We start from the raw sequence: 14,572 nt of genomic DNA, 5'->3' as shown, positions 1-14,572 counted from the left end.
CGTTCGCCCCGGAGGCCGCGCGCCTCGGTTTGCAAGATCTTTACCCGCTGCGGGCCGCCTGGTTCAGCCTGCCTGCGGGTCGCCAGGGGTGTACGTGAGGTGCACCACCTGGCCGTCCTCACCTGCGGCGCCGAGGTCCTTGCCGTTGACGTACACGTGCACGGCACCGGCGTTCCCGATCACCAGTCTGATCTGCTTGGGGTCGGTGAAGGTCTGGTCGGTGCCCTGGTCGAGGTTGTTCTGGAAGAGCGACTTGCCGTTGCCGTCCAGCGCCGAGACCCAGCTGGTGTCCTTCTCGGCGACCAGCTTCACGGTGACCTTGTCCGCCGGAGCCGCCGCGATGGCGGCGATGCTCGGGGCGGTCGGCGCGACCGGGGCGGGCGACTGGACGGGCGGCGCGGCCGAGGCGGAATTGGACGGCAGCGGTACGCCGGCCAGGCCGGCCGACGGCTGGCTCGACTTGCCGGTGAACAGGTTGAAGCCGATCAACGCGATCACCGCGGCGATGGCGATGATCATCGCGGTCGTCCAGTTCGGGCGCCGGTGATCGGTGATCCTGATCGGGCCGGTGTCCATCAGCCGGGCGGGCGGCTTGGTCGAGGGGGCTCCGCCGTGCGCGGCGTCGTACCGGACGACCAGCACGTCGCCGTCCACACCGACCGCCCGGGCGATCGCGCGGATGTGCCCCCGGGCGTAGAAGTCGCCGCCGCAACGCCCGAAGTCGTCCTCCTCGATGGCGTGCACGATCGGCACCCGGACCCGGGTGTCCGCGCTCACCTGATCCACCGTCAACCCGGCCCGCAACCGGGCGCCGGCGAGCACCTTGCCGATGCTCACCACGTCGGTGACCGGCTCAGCGGCCCGGCCCGAACGGTCGCCTGAAGGCACGGCAGAGGATTCGAGGGCAGCGGAGTTGAGGGCGGAAGACCGGCGGTTGTCTCGGTGGGGGGACTTGCCGATGGTCACTGGGCGCGCCTTTCGAGCGTTGGCCACCTGCTGAGAAGACAGTCTAGGGGTGGGGTACGGGCCTTTCTCAAGCGGAACAGGCCCGAATGAGCACCCCCGCTGGGTGGACGTACGGTCCGGTGATCCGGTTCCCGCGCTTCCCCACTCCTCCGAACGAGTGAGAGGGCCCGAGAGTCACCCCGGATCAACCCCGGATGCTGAGGATCACTCCGTCCAACTCCTCGGGCGTGACGAGTACATCACGCGCCTTCGAACCCTCGCTCGGCCCCACGATGCCACGCGACTCCATCAGGTCCATCAGCCGGCCCGCCTTCGCGAAACCGACCCGGAGCTTGCGCTGCAGCATCGAGGTGGAACCGAACTGGGTGGAGACCACCAGCTCGACCGCCTGGATCAGCAGGTCGAGGTCGTCGCCGATCTCCTCGTCGATCTCCTTCTTGGGCCCGCCGCCGACCGTGACGTCGTCGCGGTAGGTCGCCGTCAGCTGGTCCTTGCAGTGCTGGACGACCTTGGCGATCTCGGCCTCGGTGACGAACGCGCCCTGCATCCGGACGGGCTTGCTGGCGCCCATCGGCAGGAAGAGCGCGTCGCCCTTGCCGATCAGCTTCTCGGCGCCGGGCTGGTCCAGGATGACCCGGGAGTCGGTCATCGCCGAGGTGGCGAAGGCCAGCCGGGACGGGACGTTGGCCTTGATCAGGCCGGTGACGACGTCGACCGAGGGCCGCTGGGTGGCGAGCACCAGGTGGATGCCGGCCGCCCGGGCCAGCTGGGTGATCCGGACCACCGAGTCCTCGACGTCACGCGGCGCGACCATCATCAGGTCGGCCAGCTCGTCGACGATCACCAGCAGGTACGGGTACGGCGTCAGCTCGCGCTCGCTGCCGAGCGGCGGGGTGATCTTGCCCGCCTTCACGGCCGCGTTGAAGTCGTCCACGTGCCGGAAGCCGAACGCGGCCAGGTCGTCGTAGCGCAGGTCCATCTCGCGGACCACCCACTGCAGCGCCTCGGCGGCCTTCTTCGGGTTGGTGATGATCGGCGTGATCAGGTGCGGGATGCCCTCGTACGCCGTCAGCTCGACCCGCTTGGGGTCGACCAGCACCATCCGCACCTCGTCGGGGGTGGCCCGGGCGAGCACCGAGGTGATCAGACAGTTGATGCACGAGGACTTGCCCGCACCGGTCGCGCCCGCGACCAGGATGTGCGGCATCTTGGCGAGGTTGGCCATCACGGTGTGGCCCTCGACGTCCTTGCCCATGCCGACCAGCATCGGGTGGTCGTCCTCGGCCGCCGTGCGCGAGCGCAGCAGGTCGCCGAGGTTGACCATCTCCCGGTCCTTGTTGGGGATCTCCACGCCGACCGCCGACTTGCCCGGGATCGGGCTGATGATCCGCACGTCCGCGCTGGCCACCGCGTAGGCGATGTTCTTCGCCAGCGCGGTGATCCGCTCGACCTTGACCGCCGGGCCGAGCTCGACCTCGTAACGGGTGACCGTCGGGCCGCGGGTGAACCCACTGACCCGGGCGTCCACCTTGAACTCCGAGAAGACCAGCGTGAGCTGCGCGACCACCTCGTCGTTGAGGGCGCTGCGGGTCTTGCCGGGACCGCCGCGCTCCAACAGGTCGAGCGGCGGCAGGGTGTACGTGCCGCCGGAGAGCTGGAGCTGCTCCATCCGGGCGGGCGCCGGGGTGTGCTTCTCCATGTCGACGCCCTTGGGTGCGTCGGCGTTACGGGCGGCCGGGACGGCGGGCTCCTCGGGCGGCGCCGTACGGTCCTGCACCTGGTGCATCATGCTGGCCACCGCCGGGGAGGCGGGCACCCCGTACAGCAGCGCGCCGTCCAGGTCGGCGGCGACACCGGCCGCGATGTCCCTGGTCTGGTACGGGTCGTCGCCCGGCGGGTTCTTGCCGAACAGGTCGGGGACGGCCGAGGCCAACTCGGGTTCGTCCAGCTTCTTGCGACGACGGCGGCGACGGCCGGCGATCTCCTCCTCCGGCGAGCCCTCGACGGTGATCGGCAGCGCCGACGGGTCGGCGTCCTCCGGCGGGTCGGTGGAGTACTCGTGGTCGGCCGCGCCCTGCTCGTCATACCCCTCCTCCGGGTACCCGGGCTCGACCACGCCGAGCTTCTCGCCCAGGAGGCGGAGCCGCTCGAAGATCCGGTTGACGGGTGTCGCGGTGACCACCAGCAGGCCGAAGAAGGCCAGCAACAGCAACAACGGCACCGCCAGCGGCGGCCCGGCGGCGGCCATCATCGGGGTGGACACCGCCCAGCCGAGGATGCCGCCCGCCTGCCGTATCCGGGTCGCGCCGCTGGACATCACGGGCGCGCCGCAGCCGATGTGCACCAGCCCCAGCACGCCGACCACCAGCGCGCTCAGGCCGACCGCGATCCGGCCGTTGGCCTCCGGCAGCTCCGGGTGGCGCAACCACCGGACAGCGATGCCGCTGAGCAGCAGCGGGACGAGCACGTCGAGCCGGCCGAACAGGCCGGCCACCACGGTGGTGGCCACCTCGCCGAGCCACCCCTGCGGGGTGAACCACGTCCCGGCGGCGGTGACCAGGGCCAGCGCCAGCAGCAGCAGCCCCACGCCGTCCTTGCGGTGCGCGGGGTGCAGGTTCTTGGCACCGTCGCCGAAGCCCCGGAAGAGCGCGCCGACACTGTGCGCGAGACCGAGCCAGACGGCCCGGACGGCCCGGAACAGGATCGGCCGGGAGGCGGGCGCCCGCGTCGCGGGCGGCGGTGCCACCGGGGGTTTGACCACGGCCTTCTTCGCCGGGGCCCGCTTCGCCGGGGGCCTGGCGGCGGCCTTCTTCGCGGGGGGTTTGGCTGCCGCGGAAGCCTTCTTGGCCGGTCCGGGCTTCGGGTTGCGTGCCGCGCTGCCGGGCGTACGTGTGGCCATGAGTCAGCAGCCTACCGGCGGGCGTCTCCCCCGGACACGCGGCCACGGACAAACCCCGCCACGTGTCCCCGACACACCGTCACCCCGACCCGCCGTCACCCACAGGGGTGAACCTGAGGATGACCGCTGACGGCAAGCACACCAGGGGCGCGGGGAACTGCGCGCGCAACCGTGCACCTCCGTGGAGCCCCGGTCGCGCACCTCCCCGCGCCTGGTAGGTGCATGGCTGATGCAGTCAGCTGAGCGCAGCTCAGTTCGCTCCGGGCCGGAGGGCGTCCAACGCCTGCCGGAGAGCGGCCAGCTTGCGCTCCAGGTGCAGCACCGTCGCAGCCACGGCCGGCTCCGCCGTGCCGTCGAGCTGCTTGGTGAGCGCCTCGGTCTGCTCCTCGACCGCGACCAGCCTGGCAGAGAACTCACCGAGCAGTGCGCCGCCCAGCGCGGGCTGCCCACCCGACTCCAGCTGGAGGCGCAACAGCGCCGCCTGCTCCTTGAGCTGGCAGTTCTTCATGTAGAGGTCGACGAAGACCGAGACCTTGGCGCGCAGCACCCACGGGTCGAACGGCTTGGAGATGTAGTCCACCGCGCCCGCCGCGTAACCCCGGAAGGTGTGGTGCGGGCCGTGGTTGATCGCGGTCAGGAAGATGATCGGGATGTCCCGGGTGCGCTCGCGCCGTTTGATGTGCGAGGCGGTCTCGAAGCCGTCCATGCCGGGCATCTGGACGTCGAGCAGGATCACCGCGAAGTCGTCGGTGAGCAGCGCCTTCAGCGCCTCCTCACCGGACGCGGCCCGGACCAGGGTCTGGTCCAGTGCGGAGAGGATGGCCTCCAGGGCCAGCAGGTTCTCCGGTCGGTCGTCTACCAGGAGGATCTTCGCTTTCTGCACCACGACCCGCCCTCCTGCCGGTTGTCTTCCGAGGGAAGGCACCCGCGTGCCACCCACCACTGCCCCGGTCATGCTAGCCGCACCCCCTCGCCCGCCGCGTCGCGATAGGCGATACAGCCCGGCACACCGGCGGGCCGCGCCCCGCTACGGGACGGACCCTACGCGCCAAGTCACCGATCGGTCACTGTTCGCAACGATGGGTGACCCTATCGGGTTCCCCGCTCGACCCGCCAGTACGTTCAGGGTTCGGGCAACTTCACGGGGTCGGCAGCCAGTGCCGCATCACCGCCAGCAGGTGGTCGGTCTCGACCGGCTTGGTGACGTGGTCGGTTGCGCCCGCGTCCAGGCTCTTCTCCCGGTCGCCCTTCATCGCCTTGGCGGTCAGCGCGACGATCGGCAGGCTCGCGAACTGGGGCATCCGGCGGATCGCCTTCATGGTCGCGTAGCCGTCCATCTCCGGCATCATGATGTCCATCAGGACCAGCGCCACGTCCTCGTGCTGTTCGAGCACCTCGATGCCCTCGCGGCCGTTCTCCGCGTAGAGCACCGTCAGCCCGTACTGCTCCAGCACGCTGGTGAGCGCGAAGACGTTGCGGATGTCGTCGTCGACGATCAGCACCTGCTCGCCGTGGAAGCGCCCCTGGAACTGCGCCGGCGCCGCCGGGCGGGAGGCGGACTCGGCCTGCTGCCGCTGGCCTGCCTCCTCCTCGGCAGCCGCCCGCCGCCGGGCGGCTGCTCCTCGGCGCCGCTCCTCCGCCAACTCCCGGACCTCCTGGGCCCAGTGCTCCGCCGGGTTCTCCCCCACCGGCACGGGTGTGCCCATCGGGGTGACGGCGACGACGGCCCGGATCGGCGGCCCCGAGGGGCGCTCCAGCGCCACCGCGCCGGGGGCTTCGCTGCGCAGCGGCAGGTAGAGCGTGAAGGTGGAGCCCTGGCCGAGCTCGCTCTCGGCGTGGATCTCGCCGCCGAGCAGCCGGGCGATCTCCCGGCTGATCGAGAGCCCGAGCCCCGTACCGCCGTACTTGCGGCTCGTCCCGCCGTCGGCCTGCTTGAACGCCTCGAAGATCTCCCGCAGCTTGTTGTCCGGGATGCCGATCCCGGTGTCGGAGACCGAGAAGGCGATCAGCTGCTCGTCCGGGTCGGTGATCGCGCCGCTCTCCAGCAGCTGTTCGCGGACGTGCTGCGGGACGGTCCCGTCTGCCGGGCGGATTCGTAGTTCGACCGCTCCGGTATCGGTGAACTTCACCGCGTTGGAGAGCAGGTTGCGCAGCACCTGCTGGAGGCGCTGCTCGTCGGTGTGCAGGGTCACCGGGAGGTCGGGCGAGACGACCACCGCGAAGTCCAGGCTCTTGTCGGCGGTGAGCGGGCGGAACGCCGCCTCCACGTAGTCGACCAGCTGGACGAGCGCGATCTTGGCCGGGCGGACGTCCATCTTGCCCGCCTCGACCTTGGAGAGGTCGAGGATGTCGTTGATCAGCTGGAGCAGGTCGGAGCCGGCGCCGTGGATGGTCTCGGCGAACTCGACCTGCTTTGAGGAGAGGTTGCCCTCGTTGTTGTCGGAGAGCAGCTTGGCCAGGATCAGCAGCGAGTTGAGCGGGGTGCGCAGCTCGTGCGACATGTTGGCGAGGAACTCGCTCTTGTACCGGGACGCGAGCGCGAGTTGTTCGGCGCGCTCCTCCAGGACCTGGCGGGCCTCCTCGATCTCGCTGTTCTTGATCTCGATGTCGCGGTTCTGCTGGGCGAGTTGCTCGGCCTTCTCCTGGAGCTCCTCGTTGGTGCGCTCCAACTCCTCCTGGCGAGCCTCCAACTCGGCCGACCGCATGGAGAGTTCGGCGGTGAGCCGCTGCGACTCCAGCAGCAGGCCCTCGGTCTTGGTGTTGACGCTGATGGTGTTGACGGTGACGCCGATCAGGTCGGCGATCTGGTTGAGGAAGTCCAGCGCGACGGTGGTGAAGGAGCTGAAGGTGGCCAGCTCGATCACCCCGAGCAGCCGGCCCTCGAACAGCACCGGGAGCACCACCACATGGGCCGGTGACGCCTCGCCGAGCCCGGAGGCGATCTTCAGGTAGCCGGGCGGCGTCCCCTTGAGAATGATCGAACGCTTCTCGATGGCCGCCTGCCCGACCAGGCCCTCGCCGGGGCGGAAGGTGGTCGGCATCGCACGGCGCTGGTAGCCGTAACTGCCGATCAGGCGCAGCACGGTGTCGTTCTCGTCGTCGTCCTCGTTGATCAGCTCGGCGGTCCGGCCGGCCGGCTGGGCGAGGAAGAACGCGCCGTGCTGGGCGGAGACCACCGGGGTCAGCTCGGTCATGATGAGCGCGGCCACGGCCTCCAGGTCGCGGCGGCCCTGCAACTGGCCGGAGATCCGGGCCAGGTTGGTCTTGAGCCAGTCCTGCTCCTGGTTGGTGCGGGTGGTCTCGCGCAGGTTGGCGATCATCTGGTTGATGTTGTCCTTGAGCTCGTCGAGCTCTCCGGACGCGTCCACGTCGATCCGCAGGGACAGGTCGCCGCGCGTCACGGCGGTGGCGACCAGTGCGATCGCGCGGACCTGGCGGGTCAGGTTGTTGGCGAGTTCGTTCACCGACTCGGTGAGGTCCTGCCAGGTGCCGTCCACGCCCGGGACGCGGGCCTGGCCGCCGAGGCGGCCGTCGGTACCGACCTCGCGGGCGACCCGGGTGACCTCGTCGGCGAAGGCACCGAGCTGGTCGACCATGGTGTTGATGCTGGTCTTGAGCTCCAGGATCTCGCCCCGGACGTCCACGTCGATCTTCTGCGAAAGGTCGCCACGGGCGACGGCGGTGATGACCAGGGCGATGTTTCGGACCTGCCCGGTCAGGTTGTTGGCCATCTGGTTGACGTTGTCCGTCAGGTCCTTCCAGATCCCGGCGACTCCGGGCACGCCGGCCTGGCCGCCGAGGATGCCGTCGGTGCCCACCTCGCGCGCGACGCGGGTCACCTCGACGGCGAAGGCCGACAGCTGGTCGACCATGGTGTTCAGGGTGCCCGCCAGCGCGGCGACCTCGCCCTGCGCCTCGATGGTGATCTTCTTCGACAGGTCACCCCGGGCCACCGCCGTGGCGACCTCGGCGATGTTACGGACCTGACTGGTCAGGTTGGAGGCCATGAAGTTGACGTTGTCGGTCAGATCCCGCCAGATGCCGGACACACCGCTCACCCGGGCCTGACCGCCCAGGTTGCCTTCCGTCCCCACCTCGCGGGCGACGCGCGTGACCTCGTCGGCGAACGCGGACAGCTGGTCGACCATGGTGTTGACCGTCATCACCAGCTCGCGGATCTCACCACGGGCGTCGACCGTGATCTTCTTCGACACGTCCCCCCGGGCGACGGCCGTGGTCACCTCGGCGATGTTACGGACCTGGCTGGTCAGGTTGTTGGCCATCAGGTTGACGCTGTTGGTCAGGTCCTTCCAGGTACCGGACACCCCCGGCACGCTCGCCTGGCCGCCGAGGATGCCCTCGGTGCCCACGTCCCGGGCGACTCTGGTGACCTCGTCGGCGAAGGCGCCGAGCTGGTCGACCATGGTGTTGATGGTGTTCTTCAGCTCCAGGATCTCGCCGGCCGCGTCCACCTGGATCTTCTGCGAGAGATCGCCCTTGGCCACCGCCGTCGTCACCTGGGCGATGTTGCGCACCTGGCCGGTCAGGTTGTTCGCCATCGAGTTGACGTTCTCGGTCAGGTCCTTCCAGACGCCCGCGACGCCGGGCACCTCCGCCTGACCGCCGAGAATGCCCTCGGTACCGACCGCGCGGGCCACTCTGGTGACCTGCTCGGCGAAGCCGGAGAGCTGGTCCACCATGATGTTGATGGTGTTCTTGAGCTCCAGGATCTCGCCCCGGGCGTCCACCTCGATCTTCTGCGAGAGATCGCCCTTGGCCACCGCCGTCGTCACCTGGGCGATGTTGCGCACCTGGCCGGTCAGGTTGTTCGCCATGAAGTTCACCGAGTCGGTGAGGTCCCGCCACACCCCGGCAACGCCCGGAACCTGTGCCTGACCGCCGAGCCGCCCCTCGGTGCCGACCTCGCGGGCGACCCTGGTCACCTGGGCGGAGAAGCCGTTGAGCTGGTCCACCATCGTGTTGACGGTGTTCTTCAGCTCCAGCATCTCGCCGGCCACGTCCACCGTGACCTTGTGCGAGAGGTCGCCCTTGGCGACCGCCGTGGTCACCTCGGCGATGTTGCGCACCTGGGCGGTGAGGCGGCCGGCCATCGTGTTGACCGAGTCGGCCAGGTCCTTCCAGCTGCCGGTCGCACCCTTCACCCGGGCCTGGCCGCCGAGTTTGCCCTCGGTACCGACCTCGATGGCGACTCTGGTCACCTCGTCGGTGAACTCCGAGAGCTGGTCGACCAGCCCGTTCACCGTCCGCCCGACCTTGAGGAACTCGCCGCGCAGCGGGTGGCTCACCCCGTTGGTGTGGACGGACCGCAGCTCCATCCGCTGGTCCAGGTCACCTTCGGCGATCGAGCTGAGCACCCGGCCGACCTCGGCCATCGGGCGGGCCAGGTCGTCGATCAGCGCGTTGCAGTTGTCGACGGCCGCCATCCAGGCGCCCTCGCCGACCCCGCTCTCCAGGCGCTCGGAGAGCCGGCCCTCCCGGCCGACCGCGCGGCGCACCCGGGCCAGCTCGCCCGTCAGGTGCTGGTTGCGCTCGGCGACCTCGTTGAACACCGCCGCGATCTCGGCCAGCGGCCCGTCCCCCGGCACGGTCAGCCGGCGGCGGAAGTTCCCGTCCCGCATCGCGGTGAGCGCGGCGAGCAGTTTGCGCAGGTCGGCCGGTTCGGCGCCCCGGTTGTGGTTCGGGCGCCGCCCTGTCCCGCTGCGGGACGAGGTCGCCGCGCGGGTGCCGCGCGCGGGCGCGGGCGCCGGAGTCGTACCGGGTACGTCCTTGGTGGCCGAACTCAACGGGCCCTCCCACATCGTGACTGTTCCGTGCTGCTGTGTGCCGCTTGCCGCTACGTGCCCCGCCGATTCCTGACAGCGGCCTACCGCGCCTCGACCGTACTTCCCCGGCCGGGGTACTGCCGACCCCCCAGTCTGTCAGTCCCGGCGTCGCGTGTCCGTCGGGTTGCACAGGGTCAACGTGACAGGGGCGAAACTGGTGTTCAGAATCACCCGCAGGTGCCTGTTTCAGCGCCCTGGCCCCACGGGGTACCAACCGGAAAGTAGGGTGGAACGCTGCACCGCGCCAAGGGTGCTCCGCCTCACCCGCCTCCGGGCGCGGACAGCGGGGACATCCGCCGCCGAGCCGGGCAGAGACGTCGACCTGATGGGAGAAGTGGCACGTGGTCACCGCGCGCGCAGCCGCCACCTTCGAACCGGTCGGCCGGTCGGCCGCCGCAGCGCGCGGCTTCGTCCGCGACGCACTGCTCGGCTGGGGCCTGCCCGAGGTCGTCGACGACGCGGTCGTGCTGGTCAGCGAGCTGGTCACCAACGCCGTCGTCCACGCGGGCACGGCAGCCGAGGTCCGCTGCCTGCGCGAGGAGGAGACCGTACGGATCGAGGTGACGGACCGCCACCCCGAACGCGGCCTGCCCTCGTTCGCGCACGTCCCCACCAACTCCGCCGACCGGTACGCCGATCCCGACGGCGAAGGCGGTCGCGGCCTGCTGATGTGCTCAGCCCTCTCGTCCAGCTGGGGTGTCGAGTACTCCGCCGGGCAGAAGACCGTCTGGTTCCGACTGCTGCTGCCCGCGCACGAGGCCGGCACCCGGTACGCGCTACCGAGCCTGCCCGGTGGCGAACTGCCCGACGCCGCCAGCCCCGTCCGGGTCGGCGTCGTCCAGGTCGGCGAGGACGGCCTGGTCCGGGCCTGGAACCCGGACGCCGAAGCGCTCTTCCTGCACGCCGCCGAGCAGGTACTCGGCCGGCCCTGGGCCGACCTCACCGTCTGGCCGCAGGCGGCGGAATCCGCCAGTGTTCTCGGGACTGGGCTGGCACTCACCGAGACGCTGCGGCTGGCCCGTTGGGAGGGCACCTTCGGGGTGCGGCGTGCCACCGGGCCGGTGGCGGAGGTCTACGGGCTCCAGGTCCGGGTCCGCGACACCCACGGCACCCCGTCCACCCTCTGCCTGCTGGTCCGCGAGACCGACCAGGGCGTGCTCCGCTCCCCCGACGGCTCCGCCGAGAGGCCGGCCGCCATCGAACCGCTGGACCTGCTGGTCGGCCCGGCCAACCCCGACGACCTCGGCGAGCTGCTGCAGGGCATCGTCGAGCGGGCCCGCGACCTGCTCGACGCCGACGCCGCCTTCCTGATGCTCACCACCGAGGACGAGACCGAGTTCGAGGTGCGCGCCTCGACCGGCCTCACCGCCGCCGGCCGCCGACTCGCCCCCATCCCGATCGAGTCCGGCGCGGGCCGCTACGACTCCGCCCGGCTGCCGACCGTGCACGAGGACCTCGCCGTCCGGCCCACCGCCGCGCCGCTGCTGATCGGCACCGGGCTGCGCTCGCTGATCACCGTACCGCTCAAGGTCGAGGGCCGGCTCACCGGCTCGCTCGGCGTCGCCGCCACCGCCCCCGGCAGGTTCGACAACGAGGACGCGCTCCGGCTGCAGTTCGCCGCCGACCGGATCGCGCTGGCCCTGGAGAGCGCCCGGCTCGCCGAACTCGAACGCCTCCGCCGCGGCTCGCTCTCCTTCCTGGTCGAAGCCTCCGACCTGCTCGCCGGGACGCTGGAACACGAACAGACGCTGGCCCTGATGGCACAGATGGCCGTGCCCACCCTCTCGTCCTGGTGCGCCGTCTACACCACCGGCGAGCAGGGCGCCGGAGCCGACCTCGCCTTCGTCCTGCACGAGGACGAGGACCGGATCGACCCGCTGCGCGCGCTCCTCGACAAGACGCCCGCCCCCGACACCGACCCGGCACCCGGGGCGCGGTTCTGGACCGCCCCCACCGAGACCGCCCGGACCTCCGGGCTGGCCGACAGCCCCGAACTCTCCGGCCTGCTCGGCGAGACGGTGGTACTGCCGCTCGCCGCCCGCAACCGGGTGATCGGGTTGCTGGTCCTCGGCGTCGGTGCGGGCATGCGGTTCCGTCAGGAGATCCTCGAACTCGCCGAGGACCTGTCCCGCCGAGCCGCCCTCGCGCTCGACAACTCCCGGCTCTACTCCGAGCGGAACGCCACCAGCCAGGCGTTCCAGCGCGCCCTGCTGCCGCCCGAGCTGCCGAAGATCCCGGGTGTCGAGGTGGAGGTCTTCTACCAGGCGGCCGGCGAGGGCAACGAGGTCGGCGGCGACTTCTACGACATCTTCCCGATCCGCGAGGGCACCTACGGCTTCGCGATCGGCGACGTCTGCGGCACCGGCCCGGAGGCCGCCGCCGTCACCGGCCTGGCCCGGCACGCACTCCGGCTGCTCGCCCGCGAGGGCCTGGACGCCCCGCAGGTCCTCACCCGGCTCAACTCGGCGATCCTGGACGAGGGCGCCCGCAGCCGCTTCCTCACCCTGCTGTACGGGGAGTTGACGCCTCGCACGGACGGCAGCACCGCACTCTCGCTGGTCTGCGCCGGACACCCGCTGCCGCTGCGACTGCGCACCGACGGCCAGGTCGACCTGGCCGCCTCCCCGCAGCCGCTGCTCGGGGTGATGGACGACCTGGAGCTGACGGCGGAGGATCTCGTCCTGCTGCCCGGCGAGGTCCTGCTCTGCGTGACCGACGGCGTGACCGAACGCCGGGAGGGGCTGCGGATGCTGGGCGAGGACGGACTCGTCCAGGTGCTCACCGGCTGCACCGGGCTGACGGCCGGCGCGGTCTCGGCGCGCGTCCAGCGGGCCGTCGAACGCTTCGCACCCGAGCCGCCCTCGGACGACATGGCCATCCTCACCCTGCGGGTCCCGACCCAGCGCCAGGGCTGACGGCCCGTCCGGTCACCCGGTTGCTCACTCTCGTTCAGCAACCGTCCATCGGCGTCACCCCACAGCTGACGACTGTACAAAATGTGAGATTCACAAGGGTACAAGCGTGGTGGGGACGGGTACACCGCTGTCACCGGGGAATCCCCCGGTAGGGGACATCGACCAGCGGTTGTCGAGCTGCTGGTTCTTCACTCAGCCGCAGCCGCCCGCACTCCGCCAGTAGTCCCTGGTTCCGTGCGCCCCGGCCCGGCAGACACACCACCACCCACCTGATCGCACTGAACGCGCCATGCCGGCGCACAGAGTGAAAGGAGCCTCCGGTGAGCAACGAAGCTACCGGGGCGCAGAACGCCCGACCCGCAGGAGCCGACGCGGGTCCGCTCGGATACCTGGCACTCGGCCTCACCCTCCTCGCGTACGGCCTGCTCAGCACCGGCGTCATCAGCGGCGCCGGCGTCAAGGACGCCGCCTCCCTCGCCCACCTGCTCGGCGGGCTCGCCCTGTTCATCGCCGGCCTCTGGCAGCTGCGCGGCGGCGACGGGTTCACCGGAACCGCCTTCACCAGCCTGGGCGCCTTCTGGGCGGTCTGGTCGGCCGGCGGCAGCATGAGCAAGGACGCCGCAGGCCTGTTCCTGCTGCTGTGGGCCCTGCTCGCACTGACCCTGACGGCGGCGAGTTGGCACGCCGGGCTGTTCAGCCGCGTCGTCTACGGCCTGCTGACGCTCTCCCTGCTGCTCAACGCCATAGCCACCCTCGCCGGCAACGGCGGGCTCACCAAGGCCGCCGGCTGGATCGCCGCCGTCTCCGGCCTGACCGCCTGGTACTGGGCCACCACCTCGCTGGTCAACAGCGGGTGGGGCAGGGCCGCACTGCCGGTCAGGTAACCCATCTCACCGCACCGCACGTGCTGGTGGGCCGGACCCTCCCGGGGGAGGTCCGGCCCACCTTTGGCTGCACTGCGCTCAACTACCGACCGAGGTCCGCTCCGGCTCCGGCGTCTCGGCGCTCTGCTGCTGCTCCGGACGCCAGCCGCTGAACGCGTACTGCACCAGGTACGCGACCAGCAGCAGCGCCACGGCCACCAGGCCGTCCGCCCAGAAGTGGTTCGCCGTCACCACGACGACGAACACCGTGATGAGCGGATGCAGCACCACCAACCAACGCCACGGCCCCCGGGCCACCTTCACCACCGTGACCGCCACGATGGAGCACCACGCGACATGGACCGACGGCATCGCCGACAGCTGGTCCGGCACCACCCCGCCGACCGCACCGCCGTACACCGACTGTCCGTACTGCGCCGCCACATCCACGAACCCGCTGCCGGCGAGCATCCGGGGCGGCGCGATCGGGATGAACTGGATGACCAGGCAGGCCGCTGTCGTCAGCACCACGGTGTTCCGGACCCAGCCGTACCACTCGCGATGCCGCAGGAAGACCCAGGCCAGCAGGGCGATCATCGCCGCGAAGTGCACGGTCGCGTAGTAGTAGTTGCTCGCCGCGACCACCCACGGGTACGGCAGTACCGCCTGCTGCCAGGCCGCCTCGTCCGGGAACCCCAGCGTGAGTTCGGTCCGGTGGATCCAGGCGGCCCGGTCGAGCGCATGGTCCGCACTCATCACGGAGAGATGGCCGACCAACTGCCACAGGGCGAAGAGCGCGAGCAACGTACCCGCCTCGCGCAGCACGGCGGCAGTCGAGGCAGCTGACGGGCGGTGCGCGCGCTTTGCCGCGTACGCCGCTCCGAAAAGGGCGACGGCAGCTCCGCCGGCACTCTGCCAGTCGAGGGTCAGGTTCTGCATTCGCAGAGGTTAACGCAATGTAGCCCCCATCCGTTCCCGGAGGGGGGCTACATTGTGAATGATTGTTCGGCGGCGTCCTACTCTCCCACAGGGTCCCCCCTGCAGTACCATCGGCGCTACGAGGCTTAGCTTCCGGGTTCGGAATGT

General features: G+C 70.7%; 7 protein-coding genes and 1 rRNA gene. 2 read left to right on the top strand and 6 right to left on the bottom strand.

All coding sequences use genetic code 11. From position 1 onward, the window contains the following. Nucleotides 1-63 precede the first annotated feature (63 nt). The 4 genes from P3T29_RS10650 to P3T29_RS10635 all read right to left on the bottom strand — a co-directional run bounded on the left by P3T29_RS10650 (nucleotide 64) and on the right by P3T29_RS10635 (nucleotide 9,534). Entirely contained in the window at nucleotides 64-888 is an 825-nt protein-coding gene (locus P3T29_RS10650) for a helix-turn-helix domain-containing protein (RefSeq protein WP_280716089.1), read from the bottom strand. A 262-nt stretch (nucleotides 889-1,150) separates the two neighbouring features. Beyond that, entirely contained in the window at nucleotides 1,151-3,865 is a 2,715-nt protein-coding gene (locus P3T29_RS10645) for a DNA translocase FtsK (RefSeq protein WP_280716088.1), read from the bottom strand. A 250-nt stretch (nucleotides 3,866-4,115) separates the two neighbouring features. Beyond that, nucleotides 4,116-4,751 (bottom strand): response regulator, encoded by a 636-nt coding sequence (locus P3T29_RS10640; RefSeq protein ID WP_280716087.1) that lies wholly within the window; start codon nucleotides 4,749-4,751, stop codon nucleotides 4,116-4,118. Nucleotides 4,752-5,004: 253 nt separating this feature from the next. Further along, nucleotides 5,005-9,534 (bottom strand): HAMP domain-containing protein, encoded by a 4,530-nt coding sequence (locus P3T29_RS10635; RefSeq protein ID WP_280716214.1) that lies wholly within the window; start codon nucleotides 9,532-9,534, stop codon nucleotides 5,005-5,007. A 515-nt stretch (nucleotides 9,535-10,049) separates the two neighbouring features. On the opposite strand from P3T29_RS10635, the gene P3T29_RS10630 reads away from it, so the two are divergent. Together P3T29_RS10630 and P3T29_RS10625 are read left to right on the top strand one after the other, a co-directional pair. Further along, nucleotides 10,050-12,623 (top strand): SpoIIE family protein phosphatase, encoded by a 2,574-nt coding sequence (locus P3T29_RS10630; RefSeq protein WP_280716086.1) that lies wholly within the window; start codon nucleotides 10,050-10,052, stop codon nucleotides 12,621-12,623. 320 nt (nucleotides 12,624-12,943) lie between these two features. Continuing rightward, complete coding sequence (locus P3T29_RS10625) at nucleotides 12,944-13,507, top strand: acetate uptake transporter (protein WP_280716085.1); 564 nt, start codon at nucleotides 12,944-12,946, stop codon at nucleotides 13,505-13,507. Nucleotides 13,508-13,585: 78 nt separating this feature from the next. Here P3T29_RS10625 and P3T29_RS10620 read toward each other — a convergent pair whose 3' ends face one another. Both P3T29_RS10620 and rrf read right to left on the bottom strand, forming a co-directional pair. Beyond that, nucleotides 13,586-14,425 (bottom strand): phosphatase PAP2 family protein, encoded by an 840-nt coding sequence (locus P3T29_RS10620; protein ID WP_280716084.1) that lies wholly within the window; start codon nucleotides 14,423-14,425, stop codon nucleotides 13,586-13,588. A 64-nt stretch (nucleotides 14,426-14,489) separates the two neighbouring features. Next, a 5S ribosomal RNA gene (gene rrf, locus P3T29_RS10615) occupies nucleotides 14,490-14,572 on the bottom strand; the annotation flags it as partial.

This window comes from Kitasatospora sp. MAP5-34 (assembly GCF_029894335.1).
In the GTDB taxonomy this organism is placed as follows: domain Bacteria; phylum Actinomycetota; class Actinomycetes; order Streptomycetales; family Streptomycetaceae; genus Kitasatospora.
Note: the sequence above shows the minus strand (reverse complement) of the source record. Positions and strands in the feature narration are given on the sequence as shown.

What these genes read in the sequence shown, in the direction of transcription:
- P3T29_RS10645 (WP_280716088.1), bottom strand. Translation starts at nt 3,865, where the DNA reads ATGGCCACACGTACGCCCGGCAGCGCGGCACGCAACCCGAAGCCCGGA.
- P3T29_RS10620 (WP_280716084.1), bottom strand. Translation starts at nt 14,425, where the DNA reads ATGCAGAACCTGACCCTCGACTGGCAGAGTGCCGGCGGAGCTGCCGTC.